Origin of the sequence: Vagococcus lutrae, from assembly GCF_023299185.1 — a bacterium.
Lineage (GTDB): Bacteria > Bacillota > Bacilli > Lactobacillales > Vagococcaceae > Vagococcus_A > Vagococcus_A lutrae.
The window spans coordinates 2003185-2022187 of record NZ_CP097017.1 but is presented as its reverse complement, the minus strand read 5'-3'; the positions used below and the strand labels follow the sequence as shown (position 1 = coordinate 2022187).

Here is a 19003-nt window from a genome sequence, read left to right as displayed (position 1 = left end):
TCTCCTTCATTAAAAAACTCTCAGTGTTTACACTGGGAGTTTTAAAAATTAAATATTTTTTGTAACAATAGTATCTCTCGGTTCATTTTTTGTAGTTCAAATTGTTCATAGTAATGTTTAATACGACGCAAAAAGTCCATACCGCTATACCAATAAACACGTTCTAAAACTTCTTCCGTCACGTGATAACCGTAAAATTCCAACCATTTTCGCCATTGATTATAAGGGACATAGCGGCCCAGTATAATCCCTAAATCTAAAGCTGGGTCAGCTAGCACGGTCGCGTCCCAATCGACTAAATATAAACGATCTTCTTCCGATAAAAACCAATTGGAATGGATGGGGTCTCCATGACACACTTGGATGTCTCCATCGTTTGGCAAATGGTCTTCTAAATATCTAAAGACACGATGCAAATAAGGATTATGACGCAACTCTGCTGGCAAGTCCGTACTATATTGACTTAAAAAAGCAAATGCGGTCATCTCTTCGCCACCGAGTCGATATAACATATTTTTAAGGGAACGTGAATGATGTATATCGTGTAAAAGTTGAATAACGGCAGGAAACTCACTCATCTCTGTCGGCGTTAAAGTTTCTCCTTCTAACCACTCTTGTGCAGTCAAAACATTGCCGTCACCTAAGCGTTTCGTCCAAACTAGCTTTGGCACAATCCCTTCACGCGATAAAGCAGCTAAAAAAGGGGTAGTATTTCGTTTTATAAAAACTTTTTGAGAATCTTTCATCCCCATAAAAGTTTGACCGGTTTCTCCATCTATTGGCTGGAGAGACCACGTCTTATCAAATTGAAAATTTAATTCTGTCATTGCTCTCCACCAATCCTTTATTCTCTAGAAACACGTGCCAGTATTATTCATTTTAAGACTCTATATCTCACTCGTCAAGTCTCAAAAGTCTTTTCTCATTTTACCTTTTTAGACGTTTTGGTAAATAGTATTTAATTAAAAACAGTAACTCTATCATCATCGCTGTAATTGTAATGAGTAGATAATCTAGGGACACTGGCCCTATTATCGCAATAACGCTAAAAACGACCAAAACAGCGCTAAGAATGACTGTCCATAAACGTTGAACAGCTCTCGCCTTTTCTGTAACAGGCACAGGATACAGCTGTGTCATCACTTGATAATCATAATGTTGATAAAGTGGCACAAGTTGAAAGCCTATGCCGAAGATAATAACTAGAAAAAGGGGTAACAATAAGCGGCCATCATCAATAAATAGCCCACTTATCATGCCAATTAGCACTAGGCGAAAAGTAACCCCTAAGTAACTCGTCCCTCTTAAAAAACTTCTAATATATAAATAATCGTATGTTTGTGGGTAACGTTGACTATAGCGTTCAATAATGTTGTCCAAATAGCGGCGGCGACGTATCGGTGTTGCCATATTAGGAACATCCGTAAATAAATTAATCATCGCAGCGATTCTCTTTTGACGTGCCTGTTCCAATTCTATCGCTAATAGCCAGTTAAAACTTCCTCTTCCACCTTTTTTTTCGGCATAAAAAAGTATCATACCATAAATAACGATTAAAATGCTACCTAGCCAACTATAAAAAAGTGTACTTGAAAATACAATAATCACTGAAAAAAGCCAGTGGTACACTAATGATGTCTGTGAATATACTGATGACTGTTTAAATGTGTAAAGTCGGTCCATTAAGACTCTGAGATGAATCATCTTTAGACCAAGCAGAGTGACTAAGTAAAAAATTAATTCATACCACTCAACATGACTTATTCTTATTAAAAGTGGCATCGCACCTAAAGTAACTGCAAATATAATAACCGATGGAATTTTCAAAGAATGAAAAAATGCGGCACGGAGATATTCGCTCATTTCATCTTCTTTTGGTAGCAAAAACTGTGCGTCAGCTGCCACTACTAGCGTTGCTAAACTGCCAATGCTTAAAGCTATAAGCCAAACCAGTGCGACAATGATTTTCCCAACAAAAAAAGTGGCATCGACTTGTTCTAAAAATTGACTGTAATAGAACATGCCGCCTCCTAAAATAAAAATCAATACTAACCCAATATGGTCATTAAAAACATATTTTAAATATTTATTGAGTTGTTTTTGATGACGGCGTTGTCGTTCTCTATAAAAAGCTTTCATCACACACGCTCACCTGCTTCTTGTGTTAAACGTATATAGATATCATCTAGGGAACCTGTTGGTAAAGAAAACTCTGAGCGCAAATCGGTCATCGTTCCACTCGCACGAAGTTCTCCCTCGTGTAACACGACTAAACGGTCACAATGTTTTTCTGCTGTTGATAAAATATGAGTTGACATCAATATAGCTGCGCCACGTTCTTTTTCTTGATGCAATAATTCTAAAAAATCATGAATGGCTAATGGATCTAGTCCAAGAAATGGCTCATCAATAATATAGACATCTGGTTGAATTAAGCACGCACAGATGACCATTACTTTTTGTTTCATTCCTTTTGAAAAACGTGAGGGTAACCAATCTAAATGTTCTTCTAAACGAAACATCTCTAATAATGGTTGAGCTCGAACGAACACGTCCTCTTTATCAATCCCATAAGCCATAGCCGTAACATTTAAATGCTCCCTTAAGGTAAGCTCTTCGTATAAGACTGGTGTTTCTGGAATATAGCCAATTTTCTTACGATAGTTATCACCATCTGTCTTCAAACTTAAGCCGTCGATTTCAATTGCTCCACTCATCTTAGGCAATAATCCAATAATGTTTTTAATGGTCGTACTCTTACCTGCACCATTTAATCCAATCAAGCCGACAATCTCGCCGGCATTGACTTCAAATGTTAATTCTTTAAGGACGGGCGCTAGACCATAGCCACTCGTCAATTTATTTATTATTAAACTCATGTTTGTTCCTCCACTGTAATAGTGTTCATATTATACCATATTTTACTATTAGACAGACACTAGCTTTTGACAGATTGTCCCCTTTTCCGTATGATTAAAGAAAAGAACAGAAGGATGGTGTTAGAATGGAAAATTGTATTTTTTGTAAAATCATCAACAAAGAAATTCCTAGCTACCCTGTCTATGAAGATGACGTCGTCTATGCATTTTTAGACATCACTCAGACAACGAAAGGGCACACGTTAGTCATTCCTAAACAACACGTAACAGATATTTTTGAATATGATGAAACACTTGCTAGTGAGCTTTTTTCACGTATTCCTAAAATTGCTCGTGCGATTGAACAAGCTTTTCCAGAGTGCCAAGGTTTAAACATTGTCAATAATAATCGTGAGTTAGCTTATCAGTCTGTCTTTCACTCACATATCCACCTCATTCCACGATATTCAAAAGAAGATGATTTTGGCTTAACATTTAATGACAATAGTCAAAAGTATTCTACTGAGGATATGACGTCGATTGCCCAAGCCATTCAAGAAAAGGTGAAAAATCATGATTAAAAACTTTACAAAAGGCTTACTATTCGGTGCTACTTTAGGTGGGACCTTGGGTATTCTTTTCGCTCCCAAAAGTGGTAAAGACTTACAACGAGATTTAACACAAGAGGTCGATGAAGCGACGGAGATTAGTATGGATTTAAATCGTAGCTTACAAAATTTTAATCGCTCTGTCATGAATTTAAAATTGACGGCTGAAAATACCATTCCTGCCTTTAAAGAAGATATGGAAAAGCATCTGACACGTTTTCAATTCGAAGCAGAACCCCGAGTAAAAGAAATTCAACAATCCGTTTCAGATATTCAAAATCAACTATAATCACAAATCGCCAACGTCTCTTTGATAGAGGTTGGCGATTTTTATTTACAATTGTGAAAAAAGTATGACTTCATTTTAAATATTCTTTTGAAGGACTAGGCGTATTCTCTGATATTATGGTATAGTGATTAAGTGATGACTAAATTTTTATTAAAGAAGAGGAGTACAGAAATGAAAGCAAAGAAACTGACATTAGCAATGCTTGGATTGGTAAGCGCGTTTACATTAGCTGCTTGTTCAAATAGCCAAGATATTATCACGATGAAAGGTGGCACCATTACTGTTGATGAGTTCTACGAAGAAGTCAAAACTGACCAAAGCGCTCAACAACGCTTAACCACAATGGTCATCTCCAAAGTCGCTAACGATAACTATGGAGACAAAGTCGATAAAAAACAAGTCGACAAACAATTTAAAGAAACAAAAGAACAGTTTGGCGATAGCTTTAGTCAACAACTTGCTATGGCTGGTATGACTGAAGATTCTTATAAAGACTCTATTAAAGACGGTCTAGCTTTCCAAGAAATGTTAAAAGCTCATATTAAAATCACTGATAAAGACTTAAAAGAAATTTGGGCGACCTATCATCCAGATGTCGATGTACAATTAATTTCAGTTAATGAAGAAGATAAAGCAAAAGATTTAGCTGAAAAGGCTAAATCAGAAGATTTTGCTAAATTAGCGAAAGAAAATTCAACACACGCTTCAGCAACCGATGAAGGAAAGGTAACTATTAAATCAACAGATACTACTTTACCTGAAGAAGTTAAAGAAGCTGCTTATAAACTAAAAGACGGTGAAGTTTCTGACTTAATTACTGTCTCAGGTTTTAACGGTTACGAAGAAACAAAAGAGTTTTATATCGTAAAAATGGTTAAAAACAAAGAAAAAGGCAACGACATGACGCCTTACAAAAAAGAGTTGAAAAAAATTGCGACAGACCAAAAAATGTCTGACCAAGCATTCCAAACAAAAGTATTAGGTGATGAGTTTAAGAAAGCCAATGTTAAAGTCAAAGATAAAGATTTAACATCATTACTTGCTGCTTTCTTACCACAAGAAGAAAAAACAAACGAAACAAAAGAAAATAAAAAAACAGAGAAAAAAGATACAAAAAAAGAAGACGATAAAAAAGAAGAAAAAACAGACGAAACAAAATAATAAAAAGCACGACGTTGCCGGAACGTCGTGCTTTTTTCTTTAATGTGGTAAGTAAAAACTACGATTATCTAAACCAAATATTCGCTCCGTTCTTTCTCCAGGTTCAATCGATTTTAATGCCCCTAACATCATTTGAATAGATGCATCTAAATTATCTATCTGATGTAAGATTTCTGCTTCCATAATTTGCGGTCTGACTGGCGAACCGTATTCCAACTTACCATGATGAGCTAAAACCATATGTTTCAAAACAATCACATCTTCGCTATATTCATCAATTTTAAGAGCCAAACATGCTTTCGTAATTTCTTCATCCATAATCACTAAATGACCTACTAAATTCCCTACCAATGTATACTCTGTCGAAACAGGACCACTTAACTCGACTGTTTTCCCGATGTCATGAAGTAAGATGCCAGCATAGAGTAACGGCCCATTGATTTCTGGATATTGTTTAGCTAGTGCTTTCCCTACGCGTAACATCGATACCGTGTGGAAAGCCAAACCGCCAGCATACGCATGGTGATGTCGTTTAGCTGCTGGATGTTCAAAGAATGACTGAGCGTATTGTTTCAATATGTAACGCACAATCCGATTCCAGGTGGGATTCGTAATCTCAAAAATAGTTTGATTGATTTCCTCTTCCATCTCTTCGCGACTAACAGGAGCTTTTTCCATATAAAGACTTGGATGGTGTGGCTCTGTTTCCGTTGCTAGACGCATTTGTAAAATTTTAATTTGTGGCATGTTTTGATACATTTCTCTTTTACCACCTAGTAGAACGACCTTACCTGCTTCAAATCGTTTAATCTCTTCTTCTGACGCATCCCAAAATTTTCCGTCAATACTACCTGAAGCATCTTGAAACGTAAACGCGATAAACTTTTTGCCGTTTTTGGCAACGCGGACATCGGCTTGTTTAATCAATACAAACATTTCAAATGTTTCATCGACGACTAATTCTCTTAATTTTTTCATTGATACCACTCCTTTTTATTCCCTATAAATACGAAGGAGAGCCTGTTTCATCTTCATATTTTCTACTTTCATCATACCTTTTTCTAGGTAATTGTCCAGAAAAAAACAAAAAAGCTCCTCATAAAACGAGGAGCTTCCTATCTTCTATTCTGCGTATAATTCTTGGATAGGTTGCATGATAATGCGGTTTAAATCGTTAATAATCATGCTGAAGGCTTGTTCTTTAGCCATTAAAGTATTGATGCGCTCTGATTCTTGCACTTTTTCTGCTAATTCTTGCGCTTGTTGAATTTCTTCCTCTGTGAAGTCTTCACCTTGGAATTGTTTTTCTTGTAGTTGACGTTGTAAGTTTTGGAATTCGCTAAATAAGGCAAAGTCTGCTTCGTCTGCTTTAATTGCTTCGTAAGCTGCTTTTAACTCTTCAAATTCTGGTAATTGGCGAATCTCTCTTTCAATCTGATTAGCACTATCATAAATATTCACAGTCATGTAATTAGCCTCTTTCTCTTCATAATTAGTTTACGTTTTCATTGTAACATGTTCGCTTTTGTTTTCATAGACTAACGGTTAGTTTGAAAATCTTGCCATAATTCACTCACACGGTCACGGACATATTTAGCGCCTTCTTTGACTTGTCCACCCCAGTATTCAGCCCCCTCTTTCACTTTTCCTTCAAAGTCTTCCATGAGCTTGTCCCTGTCAATCTTATCTTTTTGATTTTGAGCGTTTTGAGCAGCTATATCATCCGCATCAAAAGGCGTTCCCGCTGTATGTGGTAAAATACGCTGTGCCTCATCTTTAAAGATTTGAGAAACAACTTGTCCACTTGTCCCAGTTAGATAGTGCGTTTCACTACTTTTATCAAATCCTATCCAAGTAGCCAGCACAACGTCAGGTGTATAACCGATAATCCACTGGTCTTTTGATTGAGAGTCTGCATAGACACTCTCGGTTGTTCCTGTTTTACCTGCCATTTCATAACCGTAAGGCTGAGCTGCCATCCCTGTTCCTGAACTAAAGACACCACGTAACATCCCTGTCATTTCATTTGCGATTTTACGAGTCGTCACGGCAGTGGATTTCGCTTCTTCATTTTCATATACGACGGCCCCTGAAGCATCTTCAATCTTGCGAATAAAGTGCGGTTCTTTGCGTCGCCCTTGATTGGCAAAGACAGTATACGCACTTGCCATGCGCATTGGTGTGGTTCCTTTTGTCATTCCTCCAAGAGATAAGCTATAGTTGAAATCCGCTTTTTCTAGCTTAATACCAAATTTCTCAACTTTTTGAGCACCACGCTCGACGCCAATTTCATTATATAGCCAGACTGTCGAAGCATTTAAACTTTCTCGTAACGCATCGTACATTGTCACTTCGCCACGATAAACACGGTCGTAGTTTTCAACATCATAGAATGGCAGTGCCTCATCTTTTAATAATGAGTCAGGACGATAGCCTGCCTCTAATGCTGGTGTATAAACCGCAAGTGGCTTCATCGTTGATCCTGGTGAAAGTGACGATTGTGTTGCACGGTTGAGTCCTCTAAAGGTATGTTCACCCCGTCCACCAACAACCGCTCTTACACCACCTGTTTGAGGGTCAATAGCAATCGAAGCTCCTTGAACCATCTCACCATCTTCAGCATTCGGTGGAAACAGGGCATCATTTGCAAAGGTCGTATCCATTCCTTGTTGATGCATTTGATCCATAGTGGTATAGACTTTATATCCCTTATTTAATAAATCATCTACTTTTATCGACGTTTTTCGTTCGACTTCATTGATGACCGCATCAAAGTAATAAGGATATTGATACCCTCTATCTCCTTCTTGATAATTATCTTGCGTGTAAAGTGGCTCGTTTTTCAACTGGTCGCACGTCGCCTGATCGAGTTTACCGTTGTCGACCATCACTTGTAAAACAGTATCACGCCTTGCCACTGCATTATCCATATAATCAATAGGGTTATAGATTCCCGGTCCTTTTAACATCCCTGCTAAAACAGCCGCTTCGTCAATCGTTAAATCTTTTGCACTTTTAGCAAAATAACGATGTGACGCATCTTCTACGCCCCATACACCATTGGCAAAGTAGGCATGATTTAAATACATTTCTAATATTTCATCTTTAGAATATTGTTTTTCTATTTCAATCGCTAAAAATAATTCTTTAGCTTTTCGCACCATAGTTTGATCTAAATCGAGATAGGCATTTTTTGCCAATTGCTGTGTCAATGTACTCCCACCGCCAGTAATGCCACCTGTCCGTAAAATCCCGAATACAGAACGCAATATCCCTCTAATATCAAAGCCGTTATGTTCGTAAAAACGACGGTCTTCTGTTGATATAACAGCATCCACGACATAAGGAGAAATCTCATCTAACGTCACAAAGGTTCCAGTTGCTCCCCTTAGCGTCCCTGCTTCATCCCCGTCTTTATCATAGACGGTTGTCACACGTTGTAAGCCATCTCGCAACGTCTTAACATCGGACTGCTTGGCAAGATAGAATAAATAAATACTTACAATTAAGACACTTAACATCGCCAACAATAGCAACACTTTATTGACTTGATACTTTTTCCATATACGCTTGCGTTGTTCGTGAAACCGAATCAGATATGGTTTTAACCATTCCCAAAAGACAAACCACTTCTCTTTCACCTTTTCTATAATTGCTTTTATATCCATTCTTTTACCTCTTTATCATTTAATAGATTTGTATTACACTAAGTTTACCATACTTTCTAAAACGTACATCCGACTCAAGTATGAACTCAGTCGGTGTGTATGTTAACATTAACACGAAAAAATTAATAAAGTATGATACCTTTTTTAAAAATATATTAAGAAAATGAGGAAACAAGATGTTAACCTATCATATTACCTTACCCGATACGTTTGAAACGTGTGATTTACGCACGCTTTTACAAGATAAGTGGTTAATCCCAAGAAAGGTACGCCATTATTTACGAATGAATAAACAAGTTTTAGTGAATGATGTCTCCCAACACTTTCATGAAAATGTCCACGCTGGCGACCTAATTACAATTCACTTGGATGAAAAAGACTATCCAAAACCAGAAATTATACTAGGCAATCAAGAGAAAATAACCCCTTTATATGAGGACGAGCATTTGTTGATTGTGGATAAACCAGTTAAAATGAAAACACATCCTAATCAACCAGATGAAAATGACACTTTACTTAACCATGTAGCAAGTTATTTGGCTGACGAACAGGTCAGTCCTTATATCGTCCATCGCCTTGATAAAGAAACAAGTGGCGTCATTATGTTAGCTAAGTCCCCTCTTATTTTACCAGTGCTAGGGCGCATGTTAGAGAACAAAGAAATCCGTCGTACGTACCAAGCGGTTGCTAGTGGCAAATTAAATGAGCCACAGTTTGTCATTTCAAAACCGATTGGGCGTGATCGTCACGACAAACGTAAGCGACGTATTAGCGAGCGCGGTCAGGAAGCTATTACACACGTTTCTGTATTGAAAACTTCTGCTCAGCAAAGTGAGATTTCCTGTCAACTTGAAACTGGACGAACCCATCAAATTCGTGTTCACTTAGCATCAATAGGACATCCGATTATAGGTGACCCCCTCTATCATCCTAAATCAACCTCTACAGAACGATTAGCGTTACACGCTAAAACCCTATCCTTCAAACATCCGTTTACAGATGAAGAGATAACCGTAGATAGCCCATTTTCTCTCTACTAAAAAGCAAAAAGAAGAACGTCGTATTATAGCGACGTTCTTCTTTTATTTTATAAACGAGAAGTATCTAGCGTATGATACGATTTGAAAAATGGCGTTAAACATTGCAAGGTCTCGGCAACCTTACCTTCGACATCATTTTCCACTTGCAAGACTAACAACGGCTCATGCAAACTTAAACGCAGTAAAAACCAACCTGAGCCTAGTTTTCCTCCAACATTCACACGAATACCTTCTTCATTTTCTGGGTCTAATGAAAAGCCATCCGTTTTTTCAACAAATTCTGACATATCTTCAATGATTGCCATACCTGTTTGACGGACATCATCTGCCTGAATATTGAAACGGACTTCATGGGTTTCTGCTGGTTGTTTTAAAGTAGCAATCAGGTCTGATAGCGTCCGTTTTTCTTTCATTAGTTGAGGTAAAGCGATAAGCAACTTAGCAATCACATAGGCACCATCATCTAAAAAGTAATTTTCTCTAAAAGCAGCGTGTCCACTCGTTTCAATCGCAAGTGGTGTGTTAATGCCCGCTTTGTTTAATTCAATTCCTTTATTTATCACATTTCGATAACCACTAATGTAGCGATATTGTTTACCGCCTAAAGACTCAATATAAGCTTTTAAGTGACTTGATGTAGGCGAGTTTGTGACAATCGTTGCACCTGGCTCATCTTGTAAAACAAAATAAGCAAGAACTGCAATCAAGTTATTACGATTAAGCGGCAAACCGTCACTCGTAATCACAGCAGCACGGTCGACATCCGTATCAAAAATAATACCTAAATCGGCGTCACTTTCTTTTACCGCTTTTTGAATACTTGCAATCGCCTCTTTATTATCTGGATTGGGTATGTGGTTGGGAAAAGTCCCATCTGGTTCTAAAAACTGACTGCCTGTCGTATCTGCCCCTAGTGGTTCTAATACATGCGTAGTAAAAAAGCCTCCCGCACCATTTCCTGCATCAACTATTATTTTCAAGCCAGATAAGGGTTGTTCAGAAACATTGCCAATCCCTGCTCGTATTTTCGTCACTAAATCTTTTGCATATGGGGTAATTAGATCTTTTTGTAATATATCCCCTGGTGTTTCAGCGGCTTCAATAGGCGTGTTAGCATACGTGAGTATTTTTTCGATATCTTCATGTTCTGCGCCACCTTCAACAGTAAAAATCTTTAAACCATTATAAAAGTAAGGTAAATGACTAGCAGTAAACATGACGCTAGCATCACACGCAAATTTATTAAATTGTGTCGCCATAAACATAGCTGGTGTTGTCGCTAGTCCCACATCAATGACTGTCACACCCAGTTCGGATAAAACCTCTTGTAAAGCTGTTTTCAATCCATCTCCAGATAAACGACTATCCTTCCCTAAAGCAATTCTTAACTGCTTACGTGAAAGCCCTTTGTCTTTTTCAAGCCACTGGACTAACCCATAACCTATCTTTCGTACTTCGTCTGGTGTTAAATTTGCCTCGTGCTCAGTAGTTGTAATTGAGATACCACGAATATCTGAGCCATTTTGTAAGTCATTCATGTCTATGCGCCCCTTTTCTTTTTAATCTAACTCTTTTAAAATATGATTTTTCAAGCGAGTAGCCGCTGCTTTATCAATCGCGATAATCACTAACGTATCTTTCCCTGCCAAAGTTCCAGCAACTTCTGGATAGTTTTTCTCATCCAGTAACGCCGCCACCATATCGGCTGACCCTAATTTTGTATGAATGATTAAAGTGAACTCTACCTGTTTGATGTCAGTCACTTGTTGTAGCACCATTTTTTCTGTGCCAATCTCTTTGGCAGTCTTTTTTGGCTCTTGATAGAGTCCGTACTTTACTTCTCCTTCTGCCCCATGCTCTTTTACTAAGCCTAACTCACTTATGTCACGTGAAAGAGTAGCCTGTGTAACTTGAACGTCTCTCAAGTGAAGGGCTTCCATTAATTCTTGCTGTGTACGAATAACATGGTTACTGATGATGTCGATGATTAAATCTTGACGTTGTTTTTTATTCATCACTTTATCCTCTTGCTATCTTTTATTGAGTTTTAAAAAAACTCGTTTCATCTATTCTATCATATCTTATTTTTTCTTAATAGAAAAGGTAGTAACTCACCGTTTTATTATCTAATGATAGTCACTGACTCAAATTTTTGCTATAATTTAGAGTGATGTTTTATCCACTCTTTTAATTAGGGTAAAAATAAATAGATCATGATATCATAGGAGGTCTCTCATGAATGAAAGACGATTAGTCGCAGAAGCGTTAGCCCAAGTCATTGGCGAGCATCTATCTGTTGACGACATATTAACGTTGTTAGAACAACCAAAATTAGCACAGTACGGCGATGTGGCGTTTCCTACTTTTTCACTGGCTAAAACCATGCGCAAAGCGCCTCAACAAATTGCAGCAGAAATTGCGGAAGCATTACCAACACAAGATTTTGATGAGGTCAATGTCGTAGGCCCTTACTTAAACTTCTTTTTAAATAAAGAAAAATTAAGTGCGGCAACGTTACAAACTATCATCGACCAACCAGAAAGCTATGGCGATTTAGCAATTGGAAAACAACAAACTGTTCCGATTGATATGTCTTCGCCAAATATCGCTAAACCCATGTCAATGGGCCATTTGCGTTCGACTGTTATCGGAAATAGCTTAGCTTTAATCATGGAAAAAGTTGGCTACCAACCGATTAAGATTAACTATATTGGCGACTGGGGAACTCAGTTTGGTAAGTTAATTGTTGCTTATAAACTTTGGGGGTCAGAAGAAGCAGTTAAAGCCGACCCTATTAAAGAATTGTTACGTTTATATGTTGATTTCCATGAGAAAGCAGAAGAAGATCCTGCTTTGGAAGATGAAGGACGTTTATGGTTTAAAAAATTAGAAGACGGAGATGAAGAAGCTCTAGCTTTATGGGAATGGTTCCGTCGTGAGTCACTTGGTGAATTCCAACGTATCTATGACCTTTTAGGCATTTCTTTTGATTCTTACAATGGTGAATCTTTCTATAATGATAAGATGGATCGTGTCGTAACGCTACTAGAGGAAAAAGGCTTGCTCGTTGAAGACCAAGGTGCACAAATTGTTGACTTATCTGCATACGACTTAAACCCAGCTCTTATTAAAAAATCAGATGGTGCGACTCTTTATATCACACGTGACTTAGCATCTGCTTTATATCGTAAAGAGACGTATGAGTTTGCACAAGCGCTATATGTCGTTGGAAATGAACAATCGATTCACTTCAAACAACTAAAAGCCGTTCTTAAAGAAATGGGATATGACTGGTCTGAAGATATTCACCATATACCTTTTGGCTTAATCACAAAAGACGGTAAAAAACTTTCGACACGTAAAGGTAAGATTGTCTTATTAGAAGAAGTTTTACAAGAGGCCATTACACTTGCTCATAAGCAAATTGAAGAAAAAAATCCAACTCTGGAAAATAAAGAAGAAGTGGCACGCCAAGTCGGTGTCGGCGCCGTCATTTTCCATGACTTAAAAAATGACCGCCTAAACAATTTTGACTTTGCCTTAGAAGAAGTTGTACGTTTTGAAGGAGAAACAGGTCCGTATGTCCAATATACACATGCCCGTTGTTCGTCTATTTTAAGAAAAGCAGACTGGCATGCAACAGCTGAGCAAGACTATCGTTTGCAAGATAGCGACAGCTGGGAAGTTATTAAATTACTTCAATCTTTCCCAGCAACGGTAGAACGTGCCGCAACACGCTTCGAACCTTCAGTCATCGCTAAATATGTCATTCAACTATCTCAAACCTTTAATAAATACTATGCACACGTCAAAATACTAGAAGACGATGCACAACGTGATGCTCGATTAGCTCTCGTCTACTCAGTTAAAGCAACCTTAGCTGAAGGCTTGCGTTTACTCGGTTTACAAGCTCCTGAAGAAATGTAAAAAAAAACGGCTAAATTAGCCGTTTTTTTTATATATTTTCTAATTTTAACACTTTATTAACACCGTACATGATTGGTGCTGATAGCGACATTATCAGTAACTCGCTTAATGCGGTTGTCGCATACGTCATCCAAAATGGTAAGCCTAACATCATCGTTAACATTAGTGCAATTAAAAACATACTCACGGTGAAGAAAACGATGTTCAATACTAACCGTTTTGGGACACTCTTGATATAGCGATGCATTAATGCAGATAAACTTAACGCAATAAACGTTTGTCCACCGCCAAATAAGACATCTACTAGACCAAACTCGGCAAAAAATAGGTTGAAAAGAACAACCCCTGCCAGCACGCCCCAACGTAATTTCCGATTAAATACGACGAGATGATTTAATCCTTCTGAAATCCTAAATTGGATTGCACCTTGTGCAACGGGACTGACAGCCAATGTTAATGCAATATATAACGCTGCAATCATGCCGTTTAACACTAAATTTTTTGTTTTACTTGTTGTCATTTTATTTCCCTCCTCCTAGTTTTGATAACGCGGGATGGTATGAATGAACCGCGGAGAGTGACGCTCTCAAAAAATATCTTTTACAGACGCCTTTCACTTTACGCTTTTTCGCTTAACATGTCAATCTCTCTTTTTAATCTTTTCTATTGCTTTTTAAAAACTAGCGTTATATAATGACATCAGGAATTTCGTTATGACTATCGTTATGGTTTGCCTTTCGTAGCACGATTCAGAAAGGAGTTAATACTATGATGTTAGCTAACAAACCCATGACATACCGTATCGCATTAGACACTGTGCAACAAGTCTTTATGGCTTATGATGTAACAGATGAAACAAAAGTCGGTTATGGTATAACCATCGAAAAAGCCATTGCAGCTTTAAAAAACATAATCTAAAGGAGACTCGGTATCCAATGGACGACGCTTGTTGTAATACAAGATAAAAGGGATTTAGTAAACAACAGTTACTAAATCCCTTTTTTATTTGGCTATCATTTCGGTAATTTCTCGCTTCATCTTTATAAAAGACAAATCTTCATCAAGATGGTAGGTTGGATTGTTTAATAGTTCTTCTTGGAAAGTTGGATGGAATGTTTCCACTAACCTACCCGGATTGGCGCTCATGACGACCACTTTCGTTCCTAAACGCAATGCTTCCTCAATGTCATGGGTAATCAACAACACCGTTTGATGATTTTTTCGCCATAAATCGCTTAAAAAATCTTGCATTTTCTTACGTGTCATCGCATCCAATGCACTAAATGGCTCGTCCATTAACATTAATTCTGGTTCATTAATCATAACACGAGCAAGCGACACACGCTGCTTCATTCCACCAGATAGCTCAAATGGATAGTTCTTCGAAAAGTCAGCCAGCCCTACTTCTTCTAAATACTTTTCTGTCAATTCTTCAATGATTTTTTCATCTAAATGACGAACGGTCGGACCAAAACGTATATTGTCTTCAATCGTCAACCACGGATACAAGGTAGGCGACTGGAAAACAACACCGCGTTTCCAATCAGGTCCCTGAATTGCTTCACCGTGCATGAGTACTTCTCCTTCTGTTGGTTGCAGGTAACCAGCAATCGTCTTTAACAATGTACTTTTCCCACATCCTGAAGGCCCTACTAAACAAACAAATTCACCTTTTTGAATCTCCATATTTACTTTTTCAATCGCTTGAACGCTATTTTGATTAGATTCATAGCGCACAGAGACATTGTTCATTTCAATGATGGTATCTGAGTGTGTCATCTGTTTACTCCTTATCTGTTTGGATAGCTTCCAAGTATTCTGTGTTTATAAATTTCTCAACGGCTTCTTTTGTAGGAACTTTAGAAATAGCTCCTTGTTCATTTAAAAAGACGGCAGTATCATAAAAGACTGTTGTAAATTGTCCTGGTTTATCGTTTGTTCCAAGATATGCGTCACTTAGTTGATCCTTAATTGATAACCAAGTTGTTCCTTCCATTTGTTCCTTCGCATCTTCTTCTGTAATTTCTAACTGCTCTGCTGCACTTTTAATCGCTTTCTCTGGTTGTTCACGGTATAACGTGACTGCTTCATTCAACGCTGTTAAATAGTCACTGACTAATTCAGGATATTTTTTTGCAAAGTCTTGATGAACTAACTCAATATTAGCCGTTAAATAGCCTTCTTCAGCTAATTGTTTTGAATCAATTAAAACACGACCTGTTTCTTTTAACTCAGATAAGGTCGGCTCCCAAGTATAAGCACCGTCAATATCTCCACGCTCCCATGCGGCAACAATTTCGCTTGTTTGCATATCTAATAAGGTCACGTCTTTTTCTAACCCTTTCGATTTTAACGCGTTGAGTAAGCTATAATGTGAAGTCGAGCTAAAAGGTGTCGCGACTTTCTTACCTTTTAATTCCTCAATCTTATTAATATTACTATCTTCTTGAACAACAAGTGCTTCATTTGTACCTAAAACTTCATGAATCCATACTAATTCTACTGGTATATCCGTTGCCAAAGCGACAACACCATTGGTATATCCCATTTCTGCAAAATCGATAGCGCCTGATGAAAAAGCTTGATTAGCTGCTACACCAGAGTCAAAGAACATAAACTTAGTTTTAATTCCTTTGTCCGCAAAATATTCGTCAAAATACTTTTCTTTCATCGCCACCGTCTTATCATTAGGAACTCGAATAATCCCAATTGTCACTTCTTTCGGCTGTCCTTCTGCTTCTTTTTTGCCATCGCCACAAGCGACTAATCCTATTACACCTAGTACTAAAGCAAAGGCTAATCCAATCTGTTTCATCCATTGTTTTTTCATTATGCATCTTTTCCTTTCCAAAAGACAAATTTCTTCTCTAATCGACGTAAGCCGACATCTAGTAACACACCTGTTATTCCCATCATGATAATCCCAACAAACATCACATCACTCTTTAAGTAACGAGAAGCGTCGATTACCATCCAACCAATACCCGATGTAGCAGCAATCATCTCTGCCGAAACTAGCGTCGTATACGCTACTCCCACCGCTGTACGTAACCCTGTGAAAATCTCAGGCAAACAACTTGGTAAGACGACTTTAAAGAAAACATCTTTACTACTTGCACCAAGCGACTGAGCATTCAACAAATAATTTTCTGGTATTTTTCCTACTGATGAGGCACACGCTAAATAGATTGGCGCAAAAGCTGCTAAATAAAGAAGTAAAATCTTGGAACTTTCATCTATTCCTAACCACAATATAAGTAACGTATAGTACGCTAGTGGGGGTAAAGGACGATAGAATTGAACAATCGAGTCAATTACCGCTCGAACTCTCGGTAAATAACCACTTAACAAGCCTAATGGAATAGCCGTCACAATAGCTAACGAAGTCGCAACCACAAGTCGGAATAAACTAATACCGAAATGCTGCCAAAAAGAAATGCCATTGTAACCCGAACTCACAATCGTGACAAAGGTTTTGATAACTTGGATGGGTGAAGGGACTAAGCGTGATGAAACCCATCCGAATTCCGTGGCGCAAAGCCATAACACTAAGATTACTACCCATGTCATGATAGTATATCCTCTAAAATTTTCTTTTTTATGCGTCATTTTCTTCTTTTTCATGTTTATCATCACTTTCATTAAAAAAAATTGGGACAATTAAATGGCATTGTCCCAATTTATTTTATTCTTTTCTTTAGTATCTTAATTTATCATACTTGAAATCATGCTTTTTTTCAATCTTATAATAAATCAAAACGATAATTTGTGACAATTGGTTCACGACCTGTTACTTGGTCGTTATAATATTCGTACATACTTGCACCTAAGAATGAGCCCATTAAGTTGTAGATATTGTCATAGCCAAGCATACCTAATGCTTTTACCATGTTGTAACTACGTTGACTTGATAAGCAATGTACATACACTGGACGGTCTTTTGGAATTTCATCTAAACGCTCTCTAAATTCACTAAATGGAATGTTGATAGCATTTTTGAAGTGTCCTTCAGCAAACTCGTCTTTTTCACGTGCATCAATAATGAAGGCATCTTGTTCTACAAGCTCACGGATTTTTGTAACAGGTACTTGACGGAATTCACCGTTTAATACGTTTAGACCAACTAACGCTGCCATGTTGACAACATCTTTCGCTGTACCAAACATTGGTGAGTAAGATAACTCTAACTCTTTCAAGTCTTCTAGGTTACCACCCATTGTAATCATTGTTGCAATGACGTCAATACGTTTATCAACGTTACCACGACCTAATGCTTGAGCACCTAAAATTTCTCCTGTTGGATCAGCAAAGATTAATTTAAAGAATAATGGTTTTGCATTTGGCATTAAACCAACTTTATCTTTTGGAATAACGTACGCTGTTTGATAGGCAATACCTGCTGCTTTTAAGTCTTTCTCGTTCATACCAGTAGATGCTGCGTTCATTTCGAAACATTGGATAACAGATGAACCAATGACACCAAATTGACGGTATGTTTTACCATACATGTGGTCTGCTGCTGCACGTGCTTGACGTTGAGCTGGTCCAGCTAAAGTTAAACGAGTTGGTTTGCGTGTAATTTTATGTGTTACTTCAATAGCATCTCCCACCGCATAGATATGTGGATCAGATGTTTGATAGTGATGATTAACTTTAATCCCACCAGTTTCTCCAATTTCAAGTCCTGCTGCACGCGCAAGTGATGTTTCTGGTGTGACACCAATTGCCATGATAACAGCTTTAGCTGGCACTTCTTTACCTGAAGATAAAATAACTTTATCTGCTTCGATAGTTGAAACACCGTCTGATAGAATCAAGTCAACACCGTTGTCAATAATTTCTTTATGTAAAATTTGAGCCATATCATAGTCAAATGGTGCCATAACTTGATCTGCTGCTTCAACTAATGTTACTTTTTTACCTGCCATTTGTAAGTTTTCCATTACTTCGATACCGATGAAGCCACCACCAACAACGACTACGTCTTCAACGTTATGAGTATCAATGTAACGACGGATGCCGTCAATGTCTGGAACATTACGAACAGTAAAGACATGCTCTGAATCAATGCCTTTAATACTCTTAGGTAAAATAGGATTAGCACCTGGTGAAAGCATTAAAACATCATATGCTTCAACAGACTCTTCGCCTGAAACAACATTTTTAACTGTAATAGTTTTTTCTTCTTTATTGATTGATACCACTTCATGATTAACACGAGCGTCGATATTATATTGTTTATCAAACACTTCAGGTGTCATTAACACTAAATCGTCTGCTTCTGCAACTGTTCCACTCAAATGGAATGGTAAAGCACAGTTTGAAAATGAAACGAACGGTCCACGTTCAAACATCACGATTTCTGCACTCTCATCAATACGTCTTACTCTTGCTGCTGTTGAAGCTCCCCCAGCAACGCCACCTACTACTAATACTCTCTTACTCATTGTAA

General features: G+C 37.8%; 19 protein-coding genes. 6 read left to right on the top strand and 13 right to left on the bottom strand.

From position 1 onward, the window contains the following. Positions 1-41 precede the first annotated feature (41 nt). The 3 genes from M2919_RS09710 to M2919_RS09700 form a co-directional block, all read right to left on the bottom strand. On the bottom strand, positions 42-827 hold the full coding sequence (locus M2919_RS09710; protein ID WP_023606495.1) for a phosphotransferase family protein: 786 nt from the start codon (positions 825-827) through the stop codon (positions 42-44). A 100-nt stretch (positions 828-927) separates the two neighbouring features. After that, positions 928-2139, bottom strand: a complete 1212-nt coding sequence (locus M2919_RS09705) for an ABC transporter permease (RefSeq protein WP_248848778.1) — start codon at positions 2137-2139, stop codon at positions 928-930. After that, complete coding sequence (locus tag M2919_RS09700; RefSeq protein ID WP_248848777.1) at positions 2139-2879, bottom strand: ABC transporter ATP-binding protein; 741 nt, start codon at positions 2877-2879, stop codon at positions 2139-2141. The genes M2919_RS09705 and M2919_RS09700 overlap by 1 nt, the downstream gene beginning before the upstream one ends. 125 nt (positions 2880-3004) lie before the next feature. Between M2919_RS09700 and M2919_RS09695 the strand changes: the two genes are divergently transcribed. The 3 genes from M2919_RS09695 to M2919_RS09685 all read left to right on the top strand — a co-directional run bounded on the left by M2919_RS09695 (position 3005) and on the right by M2919_RS09685 (position 4916). After that, positions 3005-3439: an HIT family protein gene (locus M2919_RS09695; protein WP_023606492.1), complete on the top strand. Its 435-nt coding sequence runs from the start codon at positions 3005-3007 to the stop codon at positions 3437-3439. Further along, positions 3432-3755, top strand: coding sequence for a YtxH domain-containing protein (locus tag M2919_RS09690; protein ID WP_248848776.1), 324 nt, complete (start codon positions 3432-3434; stop codon positions 3753-3755). The genes M2919_RS09695 and M2919_RS09690 overlap by 8 nt, the downstream gene beginning before the upstream one ends. Before the next feature lie 171 nt (positions 3756-3926). Further along, on the top strand, positions 3927-4916 hold the full coding sequence (locus M2919_RS09685; RefSeq protein ID WP_168414169.1) for a peptidylprolyl isomerase: 990 nt from the start codon (positions 3927-3929) through the stop codon (positions 4914-4916). Positions 4917-4955: 39 nt separating this feature from the next. Here M2919_RS09685 and M2919_RS09680 read toward each other — a convergent pair whose 3' ends face one another. The 3 genes from M2919_RS09680 to M2919_RS09670 all read right to left on the bottom strand — a co-directional run bounded on the left by M2919_RS09680 (position 4956) and on the right by M2919_RS09670 (position 8584). Further along, the gene (locus M2919_RS09680; RefSeq protein ID WP_222318605.1) at positions 4956-5894 is read right to left on the bottom strand and encodes a 3'-5' exoribonuclease YhaM family protein; all 939 of its coding nucleotides are present in this window, start codon (positions 5892-5894) and stop codon (positions 4956-4958) included. Positions 5895-6038: 144 nt separating this feature from the next. Further along, positions 6039-6383, bottom strand: a complete 345-nt coding sequence (locus M2919_RS09675; protein WP_023606488.1) for a YlbF/YmcA family competence regulator — start codon at positions 6381-6383, stop codon at positions 6039-6041. A 71-nt stretch (positions 6384-6454) separates the two neighbouring features. Then, a complete protein-coding gene (locus M2919_RS09670; RefSeq protein ID WP_126760634.1) occupies positions 6455-8584 on the bottom strand; it encodes a PBP1A family penicillin-binding protein in 2130 nt (709 codons plus the stop codon). A gap of 176 nt (positions 8585-8760) precedes the next feature. Between M2919_RS09670 and M2919_RS09665 the strand changes: the two genes are divergently transcribed. After that, the gene (locus tag M2919_RS09665; RefSeq protein ID WP_248848775.1) at positions 8761-9624 is read left to right on the top strand and encodes an RluA family pseudouridine synthase; all 864 of its coding nucleotides are present in this window, start codon (positions 8761-8763) and stop codon (positions 9622-9624) included. A 47-nt stretch (positions 9625-9671) separates the two neighbouring features. Here the strand turns inward: M2919_RS09665 and M2919_RS09660 are convergent, their stop codons facing one another. After that, complete coding sequence (locus M2919_RS09660) at positions 9672-11162, bottom strand: phosphohexomutase domain-containing protein (RefSeq protein WP_248848774.1); 1491 nt, start codon at positions 11160-11162, stop codon at positions 9672-9674. Between the two features lie 21 nt (positions 11163-11183). Then, entirely contained in the window at positions 11184-11639 is a 456-nt protein-coding gene (gene argR, locus M2919_RS09655; protein ID WP_202585006.1) for an arginine repressor, read from the bottom strand. Between the two features lie 220 nt (positions 11640-11859). On the opposite strand from argR, the gene argS reads away from it, so the two are divergent. After that, on the top strand, positions 11860-13551 hold the full coding sequence (gene argS, locus M2919_RS09650) for an arginine--tRNA ligase (RefSeq protein ID WP_248848773.1): 1692 nt from the start codon (positions 11860-11862) through the stop codon (positions 13549-13551). A 28-nt stretch (positions 13552-13579) separates the two neighbouring features. On the opposite strand, the gene M2919_RS09645 is transcribed toward argS, so the two are convergent. Further along, positions 13580-14071: a QueT transporter family protein gene (locus tag M2919_RS09645; RefSeq protein ID WP_126760639.1), complete on the bottom strand. Its 492-nt coding sequence runs from the start codon at positions 14069-14071 to the stop codon at positions 13580-13582. A 248-nt stretch (positions 14072-14319) separates the two neighbouring features. Here M2919_RS09645 and M2919_RS09640 point away from each other — a divergent pair, with 248 nt between their 5' ends. Beyond that, positions 14320-14469 carry a hypothetical protein gene (locus M2919_RS09640; protein ID WP_023606481.1) on the top strand — a complete coding sequence of 50 codons (150 nt, stop codon included), beginning with the start codon at positions 14320-14322 and terminating at the stop codon, positions 14467-14469. A gap of 84 nt (positions 14470-14553) precedes the next feature. Here the strand turns inward: M2919_RS09640 and M2919_RS09635 are convergent, their stop codons facing one another. From M2919_RS09635 to M2919_RS09620, 4 genes are all read right to left on the bottom strand, one after another. Further along, complete coding sequence (locus M2919_RS09635; RefSeq protein WP_248848772.1) at positions 14554-15330, bottom strand: ABC transporter ATP-binding protein; 777 nt, start codon at positions 15328-15330, stop codon at positions 14554-14556. Between the two features lie 4 nt (positions 15331-15334). After that, positions 15335-16381, bottom strand: coding sequence for a taurine ABC transporter substrate-binding protein (locus tag M2919_RS09630; protein WP_202585009.1), 1047 nt, complete (start codon positions 16379-16381; stop codon positions 15335-15337). After that, a complete protein-coding gene (locus M2919_RS09625) occupies positions 16381-17175 on the bottom strand; it encodes an ABC transporter permease (protein WP_237662099.1) in 795 nt (264 codons plus the stop codon). Before M2919_RS09625 ends, M2919_RS09630 begins: the two co-directional genes overlap by 1 nt. A 119-nt stretch (positions 17176-17294) precedes the next feature. Beyond that, positions 17295-18998, bottom strand: coding sequence for an FAD-dependent oxidoreductase (locus M2919_RS09620; protein ID WP_202585010.1), 1704 nt, complete (start codon positions 18996-18998; stop codon positions 17295-17297). Positions 18999-19003: the final 5 nt, after the last annotated feature.